Annotated in this window: 21 protein-coding genes, 1 pseudogene and 1 riboswitch; of the genes and pseudogenes, 15 read left to right on the forward strand and 7 right to left on the reverse strand. The window is 57.5% G+C overall.

The window, feature by feature from the left end:
• The first annotated feature begins 77 nt into the window (after window positions 1–77).
• The 9 genes and pseudogenes from VE23_RS20970 (at window position 78) to VE23_RS21010 (ending at window position 6,769) form a co-directional block, all read left to right on the forward strand.
• Entirely contained in the window at window positions 78–311 is a 234-nt protein-coding gene (locus VE23_RS20970; protein ID WP_049869008.1) for a multicopper oxidase domain-containing protein, read from the forward strand.
• 60 nt (window positions 312–371) lie between these two features.
• Window positions 372–1,325: an NAD-dependent epimerase/dehydratase family protein gene (locus VE23_RS20975; protein WP_174806387.1), complete on the forward strand. Its 954-nt coding sequence runs from the start codon at window positions 372–374 to the stop codon at window positions 1,323–1,325.
• A 203-nt stretch (window positions 1,326–1,528) separates the two neighbouring features.
• A complete protein-coding gene (locus tag VE23_RS20980; protein WP_021878734.1) occupies window positions 1,529–1,975 on the forward strand; it encodes a hypothetical protein in 447 nt (148 codons plus the stop codon).
• Window position 1,976: 1 nt separating this feature from the next.
• Complete coding sequence (locus VE23_RS20985) at window positions 1,977–2,204, forward strand: helix-turn-helix transcriptional regulator (RefSeq protein ID WP_048747276.1); 228 nt, start codon at window positions 1,977–1,979, stop codon at window positions 2,202–2,204.
• 5 nt (window positions 2,205–2,209) lie between these two features.
• The gene (locus VE23_RS20990; protein WP_049869010.1) at window positions 2,210–2,911 is read left to right on the forward strand and encodes a DUF4386 domain-containing protein; all 702 of its coding nucleotides are present in this window, start codon (window positions 2,210–2,212) and stop codon (window positions 2,909–2,911) included.
• Between the two features lie 434 nt (window positions 2,912–3,345).
• Window positions 3,346–3,528, forward strand: a riboswitch (Lysine riboswitch).
• A 100-nt stretch (window positions 3,529–3,628) separates the two neighbouring features.
• Window positions 3,629–4,465, forward strand: coding sequence for a transporter substrate-binding domain-containing protein (locus VE23_RS20995; protein WP_049869011.1), 837 nt, complete (start codon window positions 3,629–3,631; stop codon window positions 4,463–4,465).
• Between the two features lie 66 nt (window positions 4,466–4,531).
• On the forward strand, window positions 4,532–5,251 hold the full coding sequence (locus VE23_RS21000; RefSeq protein WP_049869013.1) for an amino acid ABC transporter permease: 720 nt from the start codon (window positions 4,532–4,534) through the stop codon (window positions 5,249–5,251).
• A gap of 20 nt (window positions 5,252–5,271) precedes the next feature.
• Entirely contained in the window at window positions 5,272–6,021 is a 750-nt protein-coding gene (locus VE23_RS21005) for an amino acid ABC transporter ATP-binding protein (protein ID WP_048745745.1), read from the forward strand.
• A gap of 140 nt (window positions 6,022–6,161) precedes the next feature.
• Window positions 6,162–6,769, forward strand: a pseudogene (locus tag VE23_RS21010) (YdeI/OmpD-associated family protein).
• A gap of 229 nt (window positions 6,770–6,998) precedes the next feature.
• Here the strand turns inward: VE23_RS21010 and VE23_RS21015 are convergent.
• From VE23_RS21015 to VE23_RS21040, 6 genes are all read right to left on the reverse strand, one after another.
• Window positions 6,999–7,301, reverse strand: a complete 303-nt coding sequence (locus tag VE23_RS21015) for a putative quinol monooxygenase (RefSeq protein WP_049869015.1) — start codon at window positions 7,299–7,301, stop codon at window positions 6,999–7,001.
• On the reverse strand, window positions 7,298–8,332 hold the full coding sequence (locus tag VE23_RS21020) for a helix-turn-helix transcriptional regulator (protein ID WP_049869016.1): 1,035 nt from the start codon (window positions 8,330–8,332) through the stop codon (window positions 7,298–7,300). Before VE23_RS21020 ends, VE23_RS21015 begins: the two co-directional genes overlap by 4 nt.
• 128 nt (window positions 8,333–8,460) lie before the next feature.
• Window positions 8,461–8,952 carry a DinB family protein gene (locus tag VE23_RS21025; RefSeq protein ID WP_049869017.1) on the reverse strand — a complete coding sequence of 164 codons (492 nt, stop codon included), beginning with the start codon at window positions 8,950–8,952 and terminating at the stop codon, window positions 8,461–8,463.
• Between the two features lie 95 nt (window positions 8,953–9,047).
• Complete coding sequence (locus VE23_RS21030; protein WP_021878725.1) at window positions 9,048–9,440, reverse strand: hypothetical protein; 393 nt, start codon at window positions 9,438–9,440, stop codon at window positions 9,048–9,050.
• A gap of 101 nt (window positions 9,441–9,541) precedes the next feature.
• A complete protein-coding gene (locus VE23_RS21035) occupies window positions 9,542–9,835 on the reverse strand; it encodes a hypothetical protein (protein ID WP_048745748.1) in 294 nt (97 codons plus the stop codon).
• Between the two features lie 99 nt (window positions 9,836–9,934).
• On the reverse strand, window positions 9,935–10,771 hold the full coding sequence (locus VE23_RS21040; RefSeq protein WP_048745749.1) for an AraC family transcriptional regulator: 837 nt from the start codon (window positions 10,769–10,771) through the stop codon (window positions 9,935–9,937).
• 133 nt (window positions 10,772–10,904) lie between these two features.
• Between VE23_RS21040 and VE23_RS21045 the strand changes: the two genes are divergently transcribed.
• The 4 genes from VE23_RS21045 to VE23_RS21060 all read left to right on the forward strand — a co-directional run bounded on the left by VE23_RS21045 (window position 10,905) and on the right by VE23_RS21060 (window position 17,266).
• Entirely contained in the window at window positions 10,905–12,992 is a 2,088-nt protein-coding gene (locus tag VE23_RS21045) for a beta-galactosidase (protein WP_049869018.1), read from the forward strand.
• Window positions 12,993–13,054: 62 nt separating this feature from the next.
• The gene (locus VE23_RS21050; protein ID WP_049869019.1) at window positions 13,055–13,993 is read left to right on the forward strand and encodes a DNA-3-methyladenine glycosylase 2; all 939 of its coding nucleotides are present in this window, start codon (window positions 13,055–13,057) and stop codon (window positions 13,991–13,993) included.
• Between the two features lie 333 nt (window positions 13,994–14,326).
• Complete coding sequence (locus VE23_RS21055; protein ID WP_232312941.1) at window positions 14,327–15,970, forward strand: hydroxysqualene dehydroxylase; 1,644 nt, start codon at window positions 14,327–14,329, stop codon at window positions 15,968–15,970.
• Between the two features lie 24 nt (window positions 15,971–15,994).
• Window positions 15,995–17,266, forward strand: coding sequence for an ATP-binding protein (locus VE23_RS21060; RefSeq protein WP_049869020.1), 1,272 nt, complete (start codon window positions 15,995–15,997; stop codon window positions 17,264–17,266).
• Here VE23_RS21060 and VE23_RS21065 read toward each other — a convergent pair.
• Complete coding sequence (locus tag VE23_RS21065) at window positions 17,230–17,712, reverse strand: hypothetical protein (protein ID WP_049869021.1); 483 nt, start codon at window positions 17,710–17,712, stop codon at window positions 17,230–17,232. The genes VE23_RS21060 and VE23_RS21065 overlap by 37 nt on opposite strands.
• Window positions 17,713–17,784: 72 nt before the next feature.
• Between VE23_RS21065 and VE23_RS21070 the strand changes: the two genes are divergently transcribed.
• The gene (locus VE23_RS21070) at window positions 17,785–18,300 is read left to right on the forward strand and encodes a DUF6886 family protein (protein WP_049869022.1); all 516 of its coding nucleotides are present in this window, start codon (window positions 17,785–17,787) and stop codon (window positions 18,298–18,300) included.
• A gap of 382 nt (window positions 18,301–18,682) precedes the next feature.
• Window positions 18,683–23,800 carry an S-layer homology domain-containing protein gene (locus VE23_RS21075; protein ID WP_049869023.1) on the forward strand — a complete coding sequence of 1,706 codons (5,118 nt, stop codon included), beginning with the start codon at window positions 18,683–18,685 and terminating at the stop codon, window positions 23,798–23,800.
• Window positions 23,801–23,996 lie beyond the last annotated feature (196 nt).

The following is a 23,996-nucleotide window of genomic DNA, read 5'->3' on the forward strand; positions in this document are numbered from 1 at the left end:
TTGAACGGGGGGGAGCAAATCGATATTGACCGGAACGCTCAGGTCATCGTCTACCTGTCCATTGAGATCGAGGCTTCGTGAGCAAGAACGGCTCTGCCTTGCAAGGCAGCCCGGTGTATCTCGATACGCTTCTGACGAAGAAGGGCGAGACCTACGAGCTGTATCTGGAAGCGGACAATCCGGGCCTCTGGATGATCCACTGCCACAACCTCAAACACGCCTCGATGGGCATGAGCATGATGCTGAATTACGAAGGCATTACAACGTCATACCGGGTAGGAACCAAGTCAGGCAATCTGCCCGATCTATAACGAAAGCATAGTTGGAAATTATTTCATATCCTATGACGAAGGAGCCGTGAAGAAATGGCGATGACAAAAGCAATGGTGATTGGTGCGACGGGCGGAACGGGAGCCGCAATTACGGAAGAACTTGTGAGACGAGGGATCGACACGATTGCATTCGGGCGTTCACGCCAGAAATTAGAACAGTTCGCGGGTCGGCTAGGCAACCCTGCGCACTTGACGCTTGCCGTAGGGGACGCGATGCGACCCGACGATATTGCTTCTCAAGCAGGCGGCGCGGACGTATGGTTCCATTGCGCGAATGTTCCTTACCATGAGATGGCGAGCAAGTTGATTCCGCTGGGCGTGTCGGTGATGGAGGCGGCCGAGCGCATGGCTGTCCGAGTCGTCGCGATTGACGGTATTTACCCTTACGGCAGGAGACAGGCTAACCCGGTGACTGAGGAGCATCCCAAGCAACCGCATACTCGAAAAGGCAAAGTCCGCTTGGAATATGAACGGATGTTATTCAGCAAGCGGTGGAGCCGGGCCAAGGTTCTGATCGCCCGTCTGCCCGATTATTACGGACCTACGGCCAACGAGGCTTCTTATTTGGGCTCGACGCTGGAAGCAATCGCGGCCGGCAAGATGGCGTTCTACATCGGCAATATGCATACTCCCCGCGAGTTCATTTATCTGCCGGACGCGGCGGCCATGATTGTCGAGTTGGCCGGCAAAGACTTCGCCTACGGGCAGAATTGGAATATCCCGGGGGCCGGATTGATCGCCGGACGAGAAATCGCGAAGATCGCGCAATCGGCGAGCGGCAGCGTCAAACCGGTCATTCCGTTGAAGAAGCTGGGCTTGTCCCTGCTCGGAATCGGCTTGCCCGTCATGAAGGAAGTCGTGGAGATGCTTTACCTGACCGAAGAACCGCTGACGCTAAGCCGAGACAAGTACGAACGACTCATCGGTCCGGTTCTTGCAACGCCTTTCCAGGAGGGTATCGCCTCAACGATAAAAGCGCTGCAGAGGAAATAAAGGGTTGCAGAATTGGGATTAATTGATCACTTTTGAGCTGAAGCGAATTTTAGCCATAAGTAAGGGAAAGGTGTTATCACCCAAGCCGAAACACTTCTATTCAGGTGTTGATCGGCTTTTTTGTATATTAAAGTTGACTATATGTATAGTTTGGTATACATTATGTTCAGTTGGTTTTACTTTGATTAAGGTGGGTGTCGTACATGACCTATCAAGAAAAGAAAAGCATCGTATCGTTAATCAGTTCCCTACTCATTTTTGCGGCTTATTGCTTGTACAGGTACCCGCAGTATCCAGAAGGGGCACTGGATTCAAAGGAAATGGTTCATTACTGGGGATCCTTTGTACTCGTTTTGACTTTGGTTTCCATCGCAGCGCACATCGTGATCAGCATTATTTTCAACATCGTCTTCCGAATGACGACAGGTGAAAAGGAGCCTGCATTTGCGGATGAGCTGGATAAGCGGATTGATTTGTTGGCCTTCCGGAATTCTTTTGCTGTATTTGTCGTCGGTTTTCTTCTGGCTATGGGATCCTTGGTTATCGACCGACCCTTGAAGGTGATGTTCATCGTCCTAATTGTCTCTGGTTTTCTTTCGGACGTAACCGGTTCTTTATCGAGACTGTATCACTACAGGAGAGGAGTCTAAGATGGGTAAAGCTCTTGTTGGCAATCACATCCGAAAATTACGATTCAACCGTAATGAAATGACCCAGCAGCAGCTGGCCGACAAGGTTGGTGTAACCAGACAAACGATCGTGGCTCTTGAAAAGGGAAACTACTCCCCGTCTCTGGAGCTGGCATTTCGTATTGCTCTAGCCTTTAACTTGCCGTTGGAAGAGGTATTTTTTTACGGAGAAAACTCAGAGGAGGGATGAGGAATATGGATTTTTCAACGAAGACAGCATCAAGAATCGTAGGTGTTCTGTTTATCCTTGCAGCCGTTACATCAATTATAGGAGGGCTTATCTTATACAAACCGGTCCTAAATGATCCCGATTACCTGGTTCAAGGTTCCGCGCATGCCAACGAGGTGGTGCTTGGGGCGGTTATGGAATTGATGCTTGTCATTGCGGCGGTAGGCACTGCAACAACCATGTTTCCTTTTTTACGGAAATTCAATGAAACGATTGCTCTTTGGCATGTTTGTTTCCGGTTTTTGGAGGCTGTTGTTATTACGGTAGGGGTGATCAGCGTCCTGTCCCTGCTGGCCTTAAGTCAAAACTATGTAGCAGCGGGGGCCCCGGATATCGCGTCTTATCAGGTTTCGGGTACATTGCTAAAAGCAGTGCATGACTATACATTTTTGCTTGGACCTAATTTATTTCTAGGAATAAATACGATGATGTATAGTTATATCTTTTATAAGTCCAAACTTGTACCCAGGTTCATCCCCTTGTTAGGCATGACAGGGTCTGCACTGATTCTTCTAGCTGCCTTTTTAGAAATGTTCGGGGTCATTGATCAAGTTTCTGCTTGGGGGGCGGTCTTGGCGCTTCCAATATTCGCCAATGAAATGATCCTGGCGGTATGGCTCATCACGAAAGGTTTTAATGAATCTGCAGTCCATTTGAGCAAACACTAGAACGGTAATCCAAATACGGTCGCCCGGTGTTCTTCATCTGAAGGAGTAGGGAAATCTACGCCCAAGGGCAATGAAATACTGGTCAAAACATATGCGGCATCGGTAACAGCGGGGGACTGGCGCATGCTTCAGCAGAAGGCCATCCTGCAAAAGGATGGCCTTAAACTTGCCGTTACAGGCAGCACGGAGAACGGTACGACAAGTGATGATAATATTAGAACTCGATTCTAATAAGCCCAAGGGAAACACGACGCTAGTTGTACGAGAGGTATCAACAATATACATGTTAAATAATGTACACGATATTTTAGAAATGAAAGAAACATTCCGCCGTTAGAAATGGTATGTTTCCGCCAATTGATCCGTGTATATACATTGACAATCTTCCGCTTCCTATAGCATAGTTATGATAACTGAATATTGCCTCACACTATCGGTGAGGTAGAGGCGCGGCGTTTAACAGTTTGTAGCGGAGCTCGAGAAGGCGATGAGGCTATGAAGAAGGAAATGCCGCCGAAGTGGGTAATACGCTCCGTATTGCTTGCTGGGTCTGCAGTTAAGAGCTGCAGGACTGTCTCAATGAACCTCCCCGTTCATTGAGTTGAGCTATCTTCCCAGGGAAGCAGAGGCATATAAGGTATTATGGCATCGTGCGGCCTGAGCTGATCTCAGGCCGCTTTTTTGTTTTGAAAAAAGAGATTCCGGGAGGATAAAAAAATGAAGATGAAGACAAAGGTATTTTCGATCTTGCTGCTCTCCGCCATGCTTATGATAACGGGCTGCGGTTCAAAGGGAAATGCCGGATCAACGGCAGAAAATGAAGATACGTTCAAGGTTGGACTGGAAGCGGGTTACGCGCCGTTCAACTGGACTCAAAAAGATGATTCCAATGGCGGCGTCAGCATCGCCGGAACTTCTGAATTCGCAGGCGGCTACGATGTGGAAGTCGCGAAGAAGATCGCAGACGGCTTGGGCAAAAAGCTTGAGATTGTGAAGACGGAGTGGGATGGGCTTGTTCCAGCCTTGACTTCGGGAAAAATCGACGCGATCATTGCCGGGATGTCCCCTACCGCAGAGCGCAAGGAGACGATTGATTTCTCCTACAACTACTACAAGTCCAACTTGGTGATGGTCGTGAAAAAAGGCGGGAAATACGAAGGCGCCACTTCCATCCAGGATTTCAACGGGGCTAAAGTGACGGCTCAACTAAACACTTTCCACTATTCGGTCATTGACCAGATTACAGGCGTATCCAAGCAAACGGCGATGGACAACTTCCCGGTCATGAGAGTAGCGCTCGAGTCCGGAATGATCGACGGTTATGTGTCGGAGCGCCCGGAGGCGGTGAGCGCTTCCGCGGCCAACGGCAACCTCGTCATGGTTGAATTCAAGGACGGCTTCCAAACCTCCGAGGATGACACGGCGATTGCAGTCGGCCTCAAGAAGGGCAGCGAGTATACGGCGAAAATCAACGATATTCTAAAAGGAATTTCGGAAGAGCAGCGCACAAGCATCATGGATGCAGCGATAAAAAATCAGCCTGCAGCCAAATAATGCCAACGGAGAACCGGCTGTATGCCATACAGTCGGTTTTGTAATGAATGAATGGGAGGCATCGGCATGAGTTTGGAATGGATTGTAAAAATTGTCGAAGAGAACTGGCAGATGTTCCTGCGCGGGGCAGGGATGACGCTTTTGATCTCTTTGGTGGGAACCGTCATCGGCGCCGTCATCGGCTTGTTGGCTGGCGTGATAAGGACGATACCGACGCCTGGGCGTGCCGCGCAGCGGATCATGCTCAAGAGCGCGAACCTTCTTTTGACGGTATATATTGAAGTGTTCCGCGGCACACCTATGATCGTGCAAGCTGTAGTCATTTATTACGGCTCGGCAATGGCCTTCGACTTCAACATGAATGTGCTCACCGCAGCTTTCATTGTCGTGTCCGTCAATACGGGTGCTTATATGGCGGAAATTGTCCGGGGCGGAATTCTGTCGGTCGATAAGGGACAGTTCGAAGCGGCTCATGCGATCGGCATGACTCACATGCAGATGATGGCCAACATTGTTTTACCTCAGGTCATCCGCAATATTTTGCCGGCAACAGGCAACCAATTCGTCATCAATATCAAAGATACCTCGGTTCTTAACGTGATTTCCGTTTCGGAGCTTTATTTCCTGACGAAGTCGGTTGCGGGCAACAACTTCCGGTATTTTGAATCCTTCTTTGTCGCATGCGTAATTTACTTTGTCATGACCTTTACCGTCACGAGAATTTTGCGCTACTTCGAAAAAAGGCTGGATGGTTCCAAAAGCTACGAGATGGAACCCGCCCGATAAGCAAGAGGAGACAGAAACCTATGGAAAAAGTCATTGAAATCCAACAGCTCAATAAAAGCTACGGCATGAATGAAGTGCTGAAAAATATCGGATTTTCCGTCCATCATGGCGAAGTGGTCACCATTATCGGCTCCTCAGGCTCGGGGAAGTCGACGCTGCTTCGCTGCATCAACCTTTTGGAGATTCCCAGCGGCGGAGAAATCCATTATCGGGGCCGGAATATTCTGGATGGCAGCCACCATATTCCCTCCTATCGCAAAAAGCTGGGGATGGTGTTCCAGCAATTCAATCTGTTTGAAAATCATAATGTGCTGAACAATTGCATGGTCGGCCAGATCAAGGTGTTGAAGCGCTCCAAGGCGGAAGCGGAAGAGACGGCAAGGAAATATTTGAAGGTAGTGGGCATGGAGGCTTATATCAACGCCAAGCCCAAGCAATTGTCGGGCGGCCAGAAGCAGCGCGTGGCGATTGCCAGAGCGTTGTCCATGGAGCCTGATGTCCTGTTGTTCGATGAGCCTACATCTGCTCTCGATCCCGAGATGGTAGGCGAGGTGCTCAAGGTGATGAAGGAGCTGGCCCATTCCGGGCTGACGATGCTCATCGTCACGCATGAAATGGATTTTGCAAGGGAAGTGTCGGATCGGGTGGTGTTCATGGATAAAGGCGTTATCGCCGAAGAAGGGACACCGGAGCAAATGTTCAGCCGGCCGAAGCAGGAGCGCACGAGAGAGTTTCTGAAGAGGACATTCGTCCAGCATGATCGGGCCTGACAAGTCCTTACTGTTGATTGGCCATCGGAAGCGGCTGCGCTTCAGGTGTGATAAGATGATATCAGCACCAAAGGCAAACCGGACAGCCAAACCAGGATAAACGAGCAGTTGGAACCGAAAATACGCGTCCCTCCTCTCGTATGAAAACGGAGTGTTCCTCAACCATGTCAACGAATCCAAAGGTAGATGGATTTATTCGGAAATCGAAAAAGTGGAAGGCCGAATATGAGAAGCTGAGAGCGATCGTTCTTGACTGCGGGCTGACCGAAGACTTCAAGTGGATGCATCCTTGTTATACGTTCGAGAACAAAAACATCGTGATCATCCACGGATTCAAAGATTATTGCGCGCTCCTGTTCCATAAAGGCGCCTTGTTGAAGGATGCCAACGGGATTCTGATTCGACAAACGGAAAATGTACAGGCGGCGCGCCAGATCCGGTTCGCCAATCTCCAGGAAATCGTTGATAAGGAAACGATCTTGAAAGCCTATATCAATGAAGCCATTGAAGTTGAAAAAGCCGGTTTGAAAGTGGAATTTAAAAAGAATACCGAATATGCCATTTCGGAAGAATTTCAAACGAAACTCGATGAGATGCCTGCCTTGAAGGCTGCTTTTGAAGCCTTGACCCCTGGAAGGCAGAGAGCTTACCTTCTTTATTTTCGGCCCCCAAGCAATCCAAAACTCGAGAGTCGAGGGTGGAGAAATATACGCAGCAGATTCTCGATGGCAAGGGATTGAATGATTAGGGGATGCTGCAAGGCTGAGCGGAGCAATCCTTATCGGTGCAGGCTTCAATCCTGACCAAGCCCCGGAAACATTTCATCCTGTTGAGTGCACCGAAGGCATGGCGATTAAACATAAAGGTCAAGGGCAGGGCAGCAGTCAGTCGGCCTGTTCGCGACTATCCAACATAAGCTTGTCCCCGTCCAGGCGCATTTGCGCCTGCGGAGGCAAGCTTTTTGTCCTGTTTGCCGCCTATAGCCCGACGCCGCCGACCGGCCTGACGCGGATCGGCTCGATTGCGGCGATGAGCGGGCGTGCCTGGCCGATGACGGCAAGCACCTGCTCGTTGCGCAGGGAAGCGGCATGAGCTTCCTCGTTCAGCCACAGCTCGGTAATCCAGATCGTGTCTTCGTCATCGGCCGCTTCATGGATGATGTAGTGCTCGCAGCCCTCCATTTCGTCGAGGGTCTTGGCGGCTCCGAGCAGAAGGTCGAGCAGCTCGGCGCGCTTTCCCGGATGGGCTTTCATTTTACCGAACATTGCATATTTGCTCATGGTTTCAACCTGCCTTTCGTTGATATTGAATGTCGTTTCAGCATATCCGTATAATGGGCGGCCGCTTCCGAGCTCACCTGCACCATCCGCTCGATGAGGCTGGCCGGCTCGATAATCGTCAGAGAGCGGCCGTAGGGAAGGAGGAAGTAAGGAACGAAGGTCTGGAGGGAATCGCCGCCGAGCCGAAGATGCAGCCGTTCCGGAAGCCGCTCTGCGACGGAATGCCCGAACAGCCAGTGTCGGCACAGCTCCCCGAGCGCAAGCGGCGCTCCTTCCAGGACGACGTCGACGAGCGGCTCCTTCTCCAGCGCGCCCGGCATCAGGCTGCTCAGCAAATACTCCTTGGCGGAGAAGCCCTCCGGCTTTTCGAACCGGAGGCTGCCGCTCTCGACGCTTCGGATGCGGTCGGCACGGAAGCTCCGCAGCTCTCCCCGAAGTCTGCAGAAGCCCACCGTATACCAAGCCCCTTTCCAATGGACGATTCCGTACGGATCGAATTCCCGGCGGCTTGAACCAGTGCTTGAACCAGTGATGGAACCGGATTCTACGTGGCCCTTGTCGTAATCCATGATGACCGTCTCGCCCGAGGCGGCGGCCTTTTCCAGCACCCGGAGAGCTTCTTGCTCCAGCGGGCCTGTCGGGGAATGGACGACCTCCAGTCCGTCCGTATGCCTGGCCAGCCGGCTCCGTTGTTCGTCCGTCGCGTATCGCATGAGCTTGTCCAGCGCATGGACGAGGTCGGTGCTGTAAGGATAGCCTGCTTCCCGGGCAAAAACGGAAGCCTGGACGAGAGCGCGCTGCTCATCCGGATCGAAGAACAGCGGGGACTCGCTGAACGAATCCAGAATTCGGTAGCCGCCGTTCGGGCCGGAATCGGCCAGGATCGGAACGCCGCTGGCGCAAAGGGAATCGATGCAGCGGTAGATCGTGCGCACGTGCACCTCCAGCGACTCCGCCAGCTGTCTGGCGGTCATCTTGCGGCCGGAGCGGAGCAGCCAGAGAATCGAGAGCATATTGTCGGCTTTGGCCAATGGACTCAGTCCCTTCGCAGATGTCCGTCATAAGCAGGCGGTTTTGCCGCTGACAGCTTGAGAATGGAATTCAGCGCCGTTTGCGCCTGATGGAGATCATGGGTGCCGTTTCGTCCATTTTAACGGAGTCAGGGCAGGGGAGCCATTCCCTTCTCCACCCAGGTTTCATAACTCGGGCCGTATACATCCGGAACGCGCAAGCCCGCCTGCCGCATCAGCACCGTCATCTGCCCCCGGTGATGGGCCTGATGCATGGCGGTGAATCGGAGCGAAGCGCCGTTCGCCCACAGCTCGCCGCCGATTTCCTGCTTCTGAAGCAGCGTCTCGTCGCTCCACCCGGAGCGGACGGCATCCGCAATATCACGGCTGACGCGCCTGTATTCCGATGTGATTCCCTCTGCGGAATTACGCTGCCCGGCATCCGCGGGGGTGAAGTCCAGCCCCATGGAGGCCATGTAACCGATCGACTCCGCCAAATGCCACGCAATCATTCCGAGCGTGCGGCGCTTCTCCGCCACCGGCCGGGCGAGCGATTCATCGGTGAGAGCATCCAGTACGCTTGCGGTCAGCTCCGCTTCCGCTTTCCATTCCTTTTCAAAATCCTCGATAGACGTAAACATCAAGCATCCCTCCACTGGGCGGCTCAGCCGCCGATTCCGTTACGGAACAAGCATAACGGACCCTCACTGACAGCTGCGGTCAGTGATGGGAAGGTTTAGTTCACGATTTTCCCGTTGACGTATGTACGCCCTGCCATCGAAGCCTCAAGCACCCAATTGTCTAGAGCCGCTTTGCTGATGTAAATCCTTCCTTCCACGACGATGTACGGCAATGCGTTCGTTACGCCGGAGTTCATTCTTAGTGCCCTCTCCGCGCTGAGGATTTTTTCCAGCTGGCCCTGGGGAATGCCGAGGTACCCTGCTGCCGCATCGATCGTAAGCAGCGGTTTGTCCCAAGGAGATTCATAGCCGGCCGGGCTGGAGACGGCGGGCTGGACGATGGCTGGGGAAGCGTCTTCCTTGCTTGAGGCTACAATCAGGCAGCCGCCGATAAAGGAGGCGCCAAGGACAACGCTGGCGATTAAATTCGAATAGGTGCCGAGTTTCATGGAGAACTCCCTTCCAAAGCAGGATCTCTTCTATCCTATCCAAAGAAAATATCCATGTCACGGAATAAAAGGGGTTGAATGGAAGTTGGATTTTGATCGGATCAGTTCCGGGTCCAGATCGGGCTGCTTTTTGCTCTCTTCGACCAAAGGGAGCAATGGTACCGGACCAGACGCGGCTGAAGCGGACTGAGGCTGGAATTCACGCTTTTCTTCAGCACATAGGGGACGAAGCCGCTGCCGGCAAAGATGAGGACTTTGGCCAGATGCCCCTCCTCCATCAGCCAGGCGGTGGCGGATCCGGCGGCGAAGTCGAGCCATACCATCTGGTGGAAGGCATGCTTGGGCAGGATGAAAATGAACTGGCTCTTGCGGACAAACGGGATGGGGACGGTCATAGCCTGGCCTCCTTGCAAAGGGAAACATGTATGGACCATCCTATTCGCACGGTGAATTGTCCCATTCCAAGCAAAAGTCGGCCCCGACTCCTGCCCGCTTCATGCCCGCCCGCTTCGGAATCGGTCCGGCGTATCGCCGGTCAGGCGGCGAAAGGTCGCGATGAAGTGGCTGACGTCGCGGAAGCCGGTCTGGCCGGCAATGACTCGCAGCGGCTCGCCCGGACGGCTGAGCAGCAGCTCGCGGGCTCGGCGGATGCGCAGCCGCACGAGGTAGGCGTAGGGAGACAGGCCGAACAGGCTGCGGAACAGCGTATTGAGCCGGCGGCCGGAGAGGCCTGCGGCTGCGGCCAGGTCCCCGAGCCCGATCGCCGGCTGGTGAAGATTGGCCTCCAGCCAGGACAGCAGAGGCTCGAGCTGGCGCAGCCGCTGCGACACGCCGGCGGCTTCGTCGGTGCTGGAGTAAGTGCGCAGCGCCAGCAGGAACCGGTACGCCTGCTGGGACGATTCCAGCCCGAGCGGATCGGCTTGGCCTTCCAGCAGCTCCAGGCTGTTCAGCAGCAGGCTGTCCAGAGGAGATCCGGGCTCCCAGCGGTAGAGCGCCGGACTGGACAGCGCCAGCGACGCCATGAGGCCTGGCAGCTCGGGTCCGGCAAAGGTCAGGTAGGCCGTCTGCCAGACGCCGCCGCCGCTGCGGTAGCTATGGGCTTCTCGCGGCGGCAGGAGCAGTCCGCTGCCGGGCGGCAGCGTCTCCGCATGGCCGTTCCAGGAGACGCGTCCTTCGCCGGCGAGCGTCTGCAGCCAGTGGTAGACCGGGTAGCCGTCTCCGCGATGGAACGGCTCCTGGTCCGGGTTGAAGCCGATGCTCTCCAGCTGGACCGGCAGAGGCCTGTCCTGCAGCTGGACGGGAACGACCCGGCGATGTCCGGCGATGTTCATCGTTATGCGCCTCCTAAGCTCAACGTAGTTCCATATTCTTATATATGTCGGCCATAAGATTGGATTTTAAGGAGATCATTCCTTTTTTAAAATGAAGATATCCTTATATTACACCTGGAAGAGGTGCCTGATCATGATAAATTCGAAACTGCCCAAGATTTGGTATGGAGGCGATTACAATCCCGAGCAGTGGGACGGGGACACCTGGGCGGAGGACCACCGGATGTTCAAGCTGGCCGGGATCGATGTCGCCACGATCAACGTGTTCTCCTGGGCTCTCGATCAGCCGGACGAACATACGTACGACTTCGCCTGGCTTGACGAGCAGTTCGAGCTGCTTCACGGGCAAGGCATCGGAATCTGTCTGGCGACCGGCACGGGAGCCCATCCGGCCTGGATGGCGAAGCGCCATCCCGAGGTGCTGCGGGTGGATTGGGAGGGCCGCAAGCGCCGCTTCGGCGGACGCCACAATTCCTGCCCGAACAGTCCGGTCTACCGCCGCTATTCCACGGCGCTGGCCGGCAAGCTGGCGGAGCGCTACGGCCGGCACCCGGCTCTGCTCATCTGGCACATCAGCAACGAGTACGGCGGGTACTGCTACTGCGACAACTGCGCGGCGGCCTTCCGCGGCTGGCTGCGGCAGCGGTACGGCTCGCTGCAGGAGCTGAACCGCGTCTGGAATACCCGCTTCTGGGGCCACACCTTCTATGACTGGGAGGAAATCGTTCCGCCGAACGCGCTCAGCGAGGAATGGGGCGGCAGCCGCACCAACTTCCAGGGCATCTCGCTGGATTACCGGCGCTTCCAGTCGGACAGCCTGCTGGACTGCTTCAAGCTGGAGCGCGATGCCGTCAAGGCGCTGACGCCCGACATTCAGGTGACGACGAATCTGATGGGCTTGTATCCGGAGCTGGACTATTTCAAATGGGGCAAGGAGATGGATATCGTCTCGTGGGACAACTATCCGTCCATCGACACGCCGCCAAGCTTCACGGCGATGGCGCATGATCTCATGCGGGGGCTGCGCGGCGGCCAGCCGTTCATGCTGATGGAGCAGACGCCAAGCCAGCAGAACTGGCAGGCGTACAACTCGCTGAAGCGCCCCGGCGTCATGCGGCTGTGGAGCTGGCAGGCGGTTGCCCGGGGCGCGGACACGGTCATGTTCTTCCAGCTTCGGCGGTCGGTCGGAGCCTGCGAGAAATACCACGGGGCCGTGATCGAGCATTCCGGCCATGAGCATACGCGGGTATTCCGCGAGGTTGCGGAGCTCGGGCGGGAGCTTGAGCAGCTCGGCGATACGCTGCTGGACGCAAGGGCGGATTCCAAGGTCGGCATCATATACGACTGGGAGAACCGGTGGGCGACGGAGCTGAGCAGCGGTCCGACGGTGGCGCTGAACTACGCGCAGGAAGTCCACAAGTATTACGACGCGCTGTACAGCCGGCATATCCAGGCGGATATCATCGGCGTCGAGGAGGATTTTTCCCGCTACGATCTCGTCATCGCTCCCGTGATGTACATGGTGAAGCCAGGCTTCGCGGAGAAGGCGGAAGCCTTCGCTGCCGCCGGCGGAGCGTTCATCACGACGTTTTTCAGCGGCATCGTCGACCAGAACGACCTCGTCCGGACCGGCGGTTATCCAGGCGAGCTGCGCAAGCTGCTCGGCATCTGGTCCGAGGAGATCGACGCGCTTCTGCCGGAGCAGCGCAACCGGATCGTCATGACGGAATCCGGAGAGCTTGCGGGCGGGCCGGACGCTCAAGACGGAGGCCCGCGCGCTTTCGCCGGCATGCGTTCCGAGTATGAATGCGGCTTGCTCTGCGACTTGATCCATAGCGAAGGAGCGGAGGTGAAGGCGGTCTACGGCGACGACTTTTACAGCGGCATGCCGGCTCTGACCGTCAACAGGTTCGGCGAGGGGGAAGCGTGGTACGTCGCCTCCAGCCCAGAGCCGGCTTTCCTCCGGGACTTCCTCGGAAGCCTGTGCAGCAGACTCGGCATTGAAGCGCTTGTGGAGGAGGCGTCGGCGGAGCTGGAAGCCGCCGTCCGCGTCAAAGACGGAAAACGGTACCTGTTCCTGCTCAACCATGGGGCGGAGGAGGGATGGGCGGCGCTTCCGGCAGGCGGTGGCGTCGATCTGCTGACCGGAGCGACCGTCGGCGGCCGTGTCTCCGTGCCGGGAAAAGGCGTGCGGATCGTACAATCCGGCCGGATTTCATAGCGGTTGTGCTAAAATAGCCCTTAGAGGGCGGGAAGCCCCCGCCCAACGAGGGAGGACTGTCGATGAACCGAATTACGCCTCATGCGGGCGCCGGGCCCATTGTCGTACCGGTGCCCGAACCTTTCAATTACGCTGCCGCCCTGGCTTATTTGAGCCGCTCCAGCGATGAAGCGCTCTATGCCGTGGAGGGGAATTCGCTGGTCAAGCTGTTCGCGCGGGGCGGGGAAGAGATTCTGGTCCGGGTGGATTACGCGGAGGATGGCAGCGGTACGGCAGCTGTCCCCCGTCTCGTCGCCACGTTTCCGATGGGAGACGCCCCTTCTCCAGTCATGAGGGAGCATATTGGAGCTTATATGCTGGAATGGTTCGATCTGGACCGGGATCTGGAGCCGTTTTATGTCCTCACGGAGAGCAGCGATCTGCTGCGCGAGGCCGGCCGGACGTTCCGGGGACTGCGGATGATCGGCATCCCGGATCTGTTCGAGGCGGTCTGCTGGGCGATCATCGGGCAGCAGATCAATCTGGCGTTCGCTTACACGCTCAAAAAAAGGTTCACCGAGACGTTCGGCCGCTCCGTAAGCTGGAACGGGCGCGAATATTGGGCTTTCCCGGAGCCGGCCGTCGTCGCTTCGCTGGAGCCGGCCGACATTATGGCGCTGCAGATGACCGGCCGCAAGTCCGAATACCTGATTGGAGCCGCCCGTCTGGTCGCGGACGGTACGCTGGACAAGCCGTCGCTGCTCGAGGCGGGCTGGGAAGGCGCGGAAAGCAAGCTGGTCGCTATTCGCGGCATCGGCTTGTGGACGGCCCATTATGTCATGATGCGCTGCCTGCGCATGCCGGAGGCGCTGCCGGCCGCCGACGTCGGGCTGCTGAACGCGATCAAGGCGGCCGGCGGCATGGAACGCAGGCCGACGGCGGATGAAGCCAGGGAGCTGGCCCGGCCATGGAAGGGCTGGGAGGCCTATGCGACTTTTTATCTATGGAGAACCTTGTATTGATCAATGGGAAGCAAGCGCGACGGAGCCGGACGATCGGACCCGAATCGCTAGGGGTTGCTAGGGGCAGAAGGCGTCTCCGCCAGGGGACGCCTTTTATTATTCTCTTTTGATCCTCATTCGCTGCTGGAAGCGTTTGCTGTCCGGAAGAGCGAATGCAGGTTCGCTCCTAAATGGAAGGGATGGACGCCTGCTGCAAAAATTTATTTCATTTATTGATATAATTCGACAGTAATAGACATTAGTTCGATGGTACTATGTGGAAAGAGTTTATGTGTATTTCAGCCTATTGGTGTTCGCTAACAAATAATGGATGCTAGAGAAGGAGATGGCGATTTGAATAAGGTCATGCCGAAAATTGTCATTTTGGGCGGGGGCGTGGCGGGAATGAGCGCGGCCCATGAGCTCGCGGAGCGGGGCTTCAACGTTTCCGTCTACGAGGCAAGGTCCATACCTGGAGGCAAAGCCCGGAGCATGGATGTGAAGGGAAGCGGCACCGAGGGAAGAAAGGATCTCCCCGGAGAGCACGGCTTCCGCTTCTTCCCTAAGTTCTACAAGCATCTTCCCGACACGATGAAGCGGATTCCCTTCCCGGGCAACAAGCGCGGCGTCTTCGATAATCTGGTGGAGGGCTCCCGGCTCGGCGTCGCCTTCGACGATCGGCCGATGCAGCCGTTCGTCACGGAGTTCCCGGCGAACGCCTCCGACTGGAAAGTGCTGCTGGAATCCATTTTCGGCAACGATCTGGGCCTGACCCGGGCGGAAGCCGAGCACTATGCCGGCAAGCTCTACCAGCTCGCCTCCAGCAGCGACCTCCGCCGATACCTGGAATACCAGCGTGTCTCCTGGTGGGATTTCATCGAAGCGGACAAGCAATCCCAGCAGTTCCAGCGCATTCTCGCAGGGCTGTCCCGCATTCTTGTCGCCGCCAAGGCCAAGGAGGCGAACGCCTGCACGATCGGCACGGTGGGAGCGACCCTGATGATGGATATGATCACCCCGGGAGGCAGCGCCGACCGGCTGCTGAACGCCCCGACCAACGAAGCCTGGCTGAAGCCGTGGCAGGACTATCTTCTCTCGCTCGGGGTCGAGTTCCATCGCAATGCCCCGGTCAAGTCGATTGCCTGCGAGAACGGCGCCGTGACCGGCGTTGCCGTCATCGTCGGCGGCGAGGAGGTGACGGTTGTGGCGGATGCCTACATATCTGCATTGCCCGTAGAGGTCATGGCGGAACTCGTCACGCCTGAGCTTGCCAGTGCCGATCCTCTCCTCGGCAAGCTCAGGACGCTCAGCGAATCCGTCGAGTGGATGAACGGCATCCAGTTCTATCTCAATGAGGACGTCGAGCTGATCCACGGCCACATCATCTGCATGGACAGCCCTTGGGCGCTGACGCTCGTCTCGCAGAAGCAGTTCTGGCCCGGCATCGATCTGACCCAATACGGCAACGGGCGGGTAAGGGGAGTCATTTCGGTCGATATCTCGGATTGGCAGGAGAAAGGCATTCTTTACGGCCGTCCCGCCATGCAATGCTCGGCCGAGGAGATCAAGAACGAGGTGTGGGCGCAGCTCAAGAAAAGCTTCAACCATGAGGCGGAGCTGCTGCGCGACGAGCAGCTGGAGCATTGGTTCCTGGACGAGGACATCCAGTTCCCCAATCCGAATTCCGTGACCAACATGGAGCCTCTGCTCGTCAACAGGGTGCATACATGGGACTTGCGGCCCAACGCCTATACGGCCGTGCCGAATCTGTTCCTGGCTTCCGATTACGTGCGCACCAATACGGATCTCGCCACGATGGAGGGCGCGAACGAGGCCGCACGCAGAGCCGTCAACGCCATCATCGATCATTATGATCTCAAGGCCGACAAATGCAAGATATGGGATATGTACCAATACGATTGGCTGATCTTGAACCGGAGCAGGGACAAATCCCGGTGGGAAAACGGGCTGCCCTGGAACGGCAGAATTGTCGGCTAGAGTGGATAGGAAGGATTTCCTGCCGTGATTGAAAATATAATTGCACGCGAATTCCAAGGGCTGATGTATTATCTGACCGCGTGTCTGCTCTTCTTGATCATTACGCCCAGAGTATCGTTCATACGCCATGGCCGCAAAATCCTGTTCGTTCTCATCCTCATCGTCCAGAGCTACTTCTATCTGGCCTACGAAGAAATCGATCCCTTGGTCTACGCGCTCCATCTGACGCCGGTGTGCGTCGCCATGGTCGCCTTGTTCGAGGGGTGGATTCCAGGGACGGCGACCGCGGCGGCATTCGTATGGGGCAATGTCTTCATTGCGGGCAACGACTGGCTTCCGCCTACCATCGCCTGCGCCGTCGTGACCGTGCTGGGCATCATCTTCCATTACCGGATCAAGCTGTCGGAGTCGATCAGGCTCATGATTCTGCTGCATATTCTCTTGACGAGCGTTCATATCGGAATCAGTTACGGCTTCATGGCCGAACAGGGGATCACTTTCAGCCAGACGGAAGTGCTGTTGATTACAGTGGGCTCCCTTCTCTCCGCTCCGCTTGTATCCTACACCTATTATTTGGTGAAGCATCAGGAGAGGATGACCGAGGAGCTGTTCAACGCGGAGAAATACCATCTCATCGGGCAGCTGACCGCCTCCATCTCGCATGAGGTGCGCAACCCGCTGACGACGGCCAGAGGCTTCCTCCAGCTGATGGGCAAGCCGGGACTGGACCAGCAGGCGATGGATCGATACCGCAACCATGCCCTTGAAGGCATCGACGGAGCCAATGCCATCATTACCGATTATCTCAATTATTCCAAGCCCTCCGTCGAAGAGCCGAAGCCGCTCGATATCCGGCAGGAGCTCAGCAGCGTCGAGCAGTGGGTCAAGCCTCTATGCGTCATGTCTGGCATCGAGTTCGTGACGAGTCATTCGACGGAAGAGCCGCTCATCATTGTCGGGGACTCGAAGAAATTCCAGCAATGCCTGCTGAATATCATAAAAAACGGGATCGAGTCGATGCCGGAAGGCGGCGTCCTTACCGTCAGCACGAGGCAGGAGAACGACAAGGCTCTGATCTTCATCCGGGATACGGGAGTGGGGATGAACGAGCAGCAGCTAAAGCGCATCGGGATGCCGTTCTATACGACCAAGGACAAGGGAACCGGACTCGGACTCATGGTCGTGACGAACCTGATCAAGGCGATGGGCGGCCGGACGTATTACCGCAGCAAGCCGAATCAGGGGACGATTTGCGAGATTCATTTGCCGATGGCGCCGAATCCGGCGTCTTCCTGATCCTCAAGACGGCGGAGCGTCAAAGTCCAAGCGGCGTCATCCGGTCCGGCATGATCGCCGGGCGGCCGGAGAAGCCTGTTCAGCGGAGCGGACAGATCCAGCAGCTCGAGCAGGTCGCTGCGCTGGAGCGCGACCAGCTGATAAGCGGTTCGCGCTTCTTTGCCGTTCGGACCGTGCAGGGCGCCTGTCAGGGGAGTTCCGTTGACCGCAAGCGCGGGAAGAATGGAGCTGCCGCCTGTTATGGCGATGCCGGCCAGGTAGATTCCGCCGGCCTTGATCCGGATGGCGCCGGATGAGCTCAGAGAGACGGCTGGATGCCGGGCCGGGCAGCTTTTGCTGAACGCGAGCCCGGGCTGCGGCGCATCGGCCGAACATCGCCTGCAGCCGGTGAATCGGATGATGCCGTCGTTCCCGCCGGAACGGCCGGCGGAGGATGCGCAAGTCATGGGATGCCTTCTTCCGCTTTGTATTCTGTCTTCCCAGCTATCTTATGCAGCAGCCGAAAGGAGAACGACGCCTTGGAGCCTCTTCTTTACCACTTCAGCGAGGAGTCCTTCATCAGCCGCTTTGTCCCCCGGCCAAGGCCGGGACGTGACGGTCTGCCTGCCGCGGTATGGGCTGTCGACGAAGAGCACAGCGTGAATTATTTCTTCCCGCGGGAATGCCCGCGGATCATCTACGATCGCCAGCCCGGGCTTGATGAGCGGGAGGAGCAGCTGTTGTTCGGGATGTCCGGCGCCGCTCGGATCGTTATGGTCGAGAGCCGATGGCTGGAGCGCATTCGGGCCGCGGTTTTGTACCGGTATGAGATGCCTGCCGCCGCATTCCGGGTGGAGGACGCAAACGCGGGATACTATGTTTCGAAGGAGACGGTCGTCCCGCGATCGGTCGAGCGCATGACTGATCTTCTGGGAGAAATCGAGCGAAGCGGCGCCGAGCTCCGCGTGACGCCAAGCCTCTTTCCCGCCAGGGATGTCATTCTGGGATCGTCGCTGCGCCGGTTTTCCATCATCCGGTTCCGCAACGCGAGATAAGACTTTTCAGCCGTTAGCTGAAGGGTCTTTTTTTTTGAATTCAAGAATAAGAAGGTATAAATAATTTGAAAATAGTTGACATAAATTTATGTGATACCTATAATTTCGTTGAAATTATGTCTTCGTACCTTGTTTTACCAAACAAAACAGGAAGGGAGGCTGAAGCAGGACTGCAAATCGGGGAGAGGAAGAGAGGGCTCAGGGCGGCAAGGAAGCGTCAATCATGTTCATGACGGGAGGAATGGAATTGTCCAGTTCTGGAAGTTCGAGACAACCTATATTGAAAGCGCTTTTATCGTGGGTGCTAGCATTCGGTCTGATGACGCCTGCCTTTGGGCCGGCGGCCGGAGCTTCTCCAGCGGGGGCGTCGGAAAAAGGGAGCGTGCCGGAATCCGTATACGGCGGCGTTCCGGATCAGGTATACGGAGAAAATACCATGTTCTCCTCTTACATTACGGCAGAAGGAGACAAGCTGATGGAGGACGGCAGGGAATATCGCTTTGCCAGCCTCAACTATCCCGGTGCGCTGGGGGACTCGGCATTTTCCCAGGACGACGCCCTGCGCACGATCAAGGCGATGGGCGGGAAAGTGACCCGCTCCTATGTGCCGTCCGTTCTCCGTTACGACGGATCCAACAAAGGCTCGGCCTTTATCCTCGGACCGGATTCCAGCGGCAGGATGCAGTTCAGCGAGGAAGGCTTCGCCAAGATGGACCGCATGCTCGCGCTTGCCAATGAGACCGGCGTCCGGATCATCATCCCGTTCGTCGATCAATGGCAGTGGGTCGGCGGCATTGAAAGCTATGTCAACTTCGTCTATCCCGGTACGATAACGGGTGATGCGGCGACGGATCCGGACGGCTGGAAGTTCTACACCGACCCTCAGGTCATCGGCCTGTTCAAGCAGGTCGTCCATTACATGATGAACCGCACCAACACGATTACGGGAGTGAAATACAAGGACGATAAGGCGATTCTGGCCTGGGAGACGGGCAACGAGCTGGGCGGCTACAACCAGGACAAGTTCCCGCAGTCATGGACGGCGGAAATAGCCCGCTACATCAAGGAGGAGGAGCAGCCCAAGCAGCTGCTGCTCGACGGGCGCTTCTCGATCAACGCCGCTTCGCTGACGGACGATCATATCGACATCGTCGGCAATCATTTCTATACCGGCAATTTTATCGACAAGATCAATGCCGATGCGGCTATGGCTGCAGGCAAGAAGCCTTATATACTGGGCGAGTTCGGCCTTTATACGACCAAGGAGCCGGTGGAGGCCCTGTACAACGCCGCGCTGCAAAACGGCACCTCCGGCATCATGATCTGGTCGCTGAGACCGCATAAGGAGGACGGCGGATTCTACTGGCATGACGAGGATCCGGGCAACTGGGCCTCGTATCACTGGCCGGGCTTCGCCTCGGGCGATTACTACGGCGAGACGGATATTATCCGGACGGTATACAACTACGCCCATTACATGAATGCGCTGGATAAAGGCAAGACGTCCGCGGTTCCCGCGATCGAGGCGCCGGAAGGCGCTCCGAGCCTGTTCCCGATCGATTCGGTCGCGGACATCAAGTGGCAGGGCGTTGTCGGAGCATCCGGCTACGAGGTGCAGCGCTCCGCAGACGGAATGAACTGGGAGACGGTCGGGACCGGCGTCTCCGACGGCGGACGCGCCGGAACGAAGGCTTTCCACGACGAGCAGGCCATCACCGGCGCGTCGTACCAGTACAGGGTGCGCGGAGTCAACGAGTCCGGCGCATCGGCGTGGTCCAACGTCGTGAGTACGACGGCGAGACATCTCATCACGGATGAAATGAGCCTTATGCAGAGTCCGAAGGAGAATCGCCGGACCTATGCCTACGACCAGTCCTCCAATGTCTTGAACAAGGCGGACAACTGGAATGAGCTCGGCCAAGGCTTCAAAGCCTATGCCGCCGGCGCGTTGCCGGGCACGCTTACCTATGCGGCGCCTGTTCCGCTGGAGGCGGTGCGGATAAAGAGCGAGGGCGGCGGAAAGATGCGGCTGTTCGTCTCCTCGGTCAACGGCAAGTATGCGGAAATCCAGCCGCAGCTCAAGGACGGGCTTTGGACGGCGGACGCGCTTCCGGCGGATACACGATACGTGAAGCTGGTCATCGACGGCGGCAGCTCCGTTCTGATCGACCGTGTCGAGCTGGAATACGCCTATTCCGGTCAAGGCTATCGGCCTGTTCCGGCGCCGGTGCGCAGCGGGCTGATCGTAGACCGCAGCTTCGACGGACAGCCGGACTCGGCATCGGGCAATCTGGCCGTTCGCGGCGCTTCCGCCGGCACGGAAGGGCTGCCGGTCCTCAGCCGCCTGGACGGAGAGCATGCGGAGCTTGTGTACGCAGCCGCAGGCGACATGAATTCCTACCGGTTCACCTCGTATGCGAACGGCGGAGAGGAGCTGCAGCTGTCGGGTTCTATCGACGGCCTGAATTACCAGCCGCTGCAGCCGGCCGTGACCAGCAAGGAGACAGCCGGCGGATGGAGCCGCAAGGTGTATGCCGGATTCGAGCTGCCGGCGGGCACCCGTTACATCAAAGCGGATTACCCGGCAGGCGGAAACCCGGAATCTCCGGCTCTCGCCAAAGCCGATATCGGCTTCGGGTCGGCGCTGATTCCGCTCACGGAAGCTCCGCCCGCCAACGTCCTCGAGGATGGCGAATACGATTACGGCAAGGATGAGAGCATCGCTGCCCGTTATGAGCGGGACGAGGATGGGGGCCATGCCTCGATCGCCTTGGACGGCGGCTCGAAGAACCGGGGCAGCTACGGAGCGAAAATCAGCTACGAATTCGGCTCCGCTTCGTTTGCGGGACTGAACAGGCCGATCGGCCATGCCGACCTGTCTTCCTTTGATGCCCTGCATGCTTGGGTGAAGCCGGACGGCAGCGGCAATAAGCTCGGCTTCAGGCTCTCCACGGGAGACGGACGGATATGGGAAGCAGCCGCTTCGCTGAGCGGCACGGCAGCGCGCACGCTGGAGGTCAAGCTTGCGGATTTTGCGCTTGCGGCGGGGGATGCGGGCCGGGGGCCGATCGATCTGTCCGACGTGACTCGATTCGGCCTGTATGTGGGCAAAACGGAGGGGACATCCGCCGCAGCGGGCAGCATCGTCGTGGACGACGTGCGGATGGCCAATGCCTCCAAGCTGGACAATTTTGAAGGGTACGGCGGCTACAACGCCCTGGTGCAAAAAGCATTCGCGCGCAACACCGGCGGCGGAGCTCTTGATGTATCGCTGGACGGCTCCCGCAAATCCGAAGGCGATTACGGCTTGCGGATGGACTACGACTTCAGCGGTCCGGGATATGCGGGCGGCAGCTTCAGCCCCGATTACCTGAAGCTGGACGGCTATGACGGCTTTAGCTTCTGGCTGCAGCCGGACGGGTCGAACAATGAGCTGGCGATCCAGTTTTCCGACGACGCCGGGAAGTTCTGGGAGACGAAGGCGGTCTTCCGCGGCAGCGATCCGCGCTTGATGTACGTGCCGTTCAGTTCCTTCCGCTATCCGAGCTGGTATGGCGGCGATCCCGGCGACCGTCCGGATCCGACCCGGCAGATCAAGACGTTCTCCCTTTATCTCGGCGGATCGCCGGATTCGCTGTCCTCTTCCGGGACGCTGTATGTCGACGACATCCAGGGAGCGGACTTTACCGACAGGCTGAACGCGGCGTCCGTAGCCATCCGGGATAGCGGAGCCGTCATCGGAACGCTGCCTTACACCTTCAGCGGCACGGCCGTCGGAGCGGAATTCGTCCGCATCCAGGTCGGCAAGCAGACGTTCCATGCCCCGGTGAAGCCGGACGGAACCTGGTCGTACACCACTTCCAAAATCGCCAACGGCATGAAGGAGGCGACGGCTGCCATCGAGCTGTTTGACGGGACCGTCCTTCACAGCAGCATGGCGGCATTGAACGTGAACGTGCCGGGCAACCCTTATGATGACGGCACGGCGCCTGCGGCGAACAACCGGCTGCTCAATCCGGGCTTCGAGGAAGCCGTCGATGCGGGCGCATGGCCTGTGCTGCCGAAGCACTGGTCCAGCAAGGACGCCTCCGGCGCCGAGGTTACGGACGGCATTGTCAAGCTGGAGGGCGGGGCGCGTACGGATCAGTATGCGCTCGTCCATTGGAACGACAAAGCCTATGAAGCCACGACTTCGCAGGAAGTCGACGGCCTCGAGCCCGGCATCTACGAGCTGAGAGCCTGGACGAAGTCCAAGGGCGGCCAGATTGCCGCCGAATTGACGGCGACGGGCGATCAGGGAGCCGTACGGAAGGCGGCGATTCCGCAAGGAGAGAGCTCATGGGCATCGGTGAAGCTGTCCGGGCTTGAGGTTCGGGAAGGCAAGCTCACCGTCGGCTTCCATTCCAAGGACAGCGGGGGCAACTGGATCAAGGTGGACGACGTGTCGCTGATCAAAACGGCGGACCTGCCGGGCGGAGAGCCGACGCCGACGCCTGGGGGAGGAGCGACGCCGACGCCTGGGGGAGGAGCGACGCCGACGCCTGGGGGAGGAGCGACGCCGACGCCCGGGGGAGGAGCGACACCGACGCCTGGAGGAGGGGCGACGCCGACGCCTGGGGGAGGGGCAACGCCGACGCCTGGAGGAGAGGCAACGCCGACGCCTGGAGGAGGGGCAACGCCGACGCCTGGAGGAGGGGCAACGCCGACGCCTGGAGGAGGGGCAACGCCGACGCCTGGAGGAGGGGCGACGCCGACGCCTGGAGGAGGGGCGACACCGACGCCTGGAGGAGGAGCAACGCCGACGCCTGGGGGAGCTTGGACACCAGCGCCTAGCGAGGCTCCTTCGCCTGGCGCCGCACCTTCGCCCAGCGCCACGCCAGCGCCAAGTCTGAAGCCGCCGCCAAGCTCGAATCCCGTTCCTTCCTTTGGCGATTTGGACGGGACCGATTGGGCGCGTTCCGCCATCGAAGAGATGGCGGCCAAAGGAATCATGTTGGGAGTAGGGGGCGACAAGTTCGCTCCGAACAAACCTCTTACGCGCGCCGAATTCATTACAGCCTTGTTCCGGGCGTTCCGGTTGGATGCCGCCGAAACGGTGGGAGGACTCAGCGATGTGAAACCGATGAGAGCCTTCAGCGACGTGAAACCCGATTCTTGGTATGCCGAGGCGGTGGCGGCTGCTGCCAGGCTGGGCATAACAGGCGGCACCGGTGCCGGCAACTTCGAGCCGAACCGAGTGATTACACGTGAGGAAATGGCGGTCATGGCCGCAAATGTTCTTAACTATCTCGGCAGTCTCAAGTCCACAGACGTGAATGCGAAGCTCGCGGGCTTCAAGGACCGCAGCCAAATAGCGGGTTATGCCCGCTCGTCGGTTGCGCAGCTTGCTGCCCTCGGAGTCATGAACGGCGCCGGAGGAGACGGATTTGCGCCGAAGGGAAAGGCTACCCGCGCTCAGGCAGCGGTTATGCTGCAGCGGATGCTGAAGCTGTTTGAATAAAGAACGATAGAGGAAAGGCCGCTACCCTTCATCTGGAGATGAGGGAGCGGTCTTCTTTGTGTAGTCCAATCTACTTTACCGAGCCCAACATTCTGATTTACCGAGCGATATCATGCTTTCTCTGACGAATGCAGCCTCATGGTTTGAATGTACATTTCAGTCCCAACGGATCGTGGCGAAGACAGCGCAGCAAACC

Origin of the sequence: Paenibacillus sp. D9 (genome assembly GCF_001188365.1) — a bacterium.
Lineage (GTDB): Bacteria > Bacillota > Bacilli > Paenibacillales > Paenibacillaceae > Paenibacillus_O > Paenibacillus_O humicus.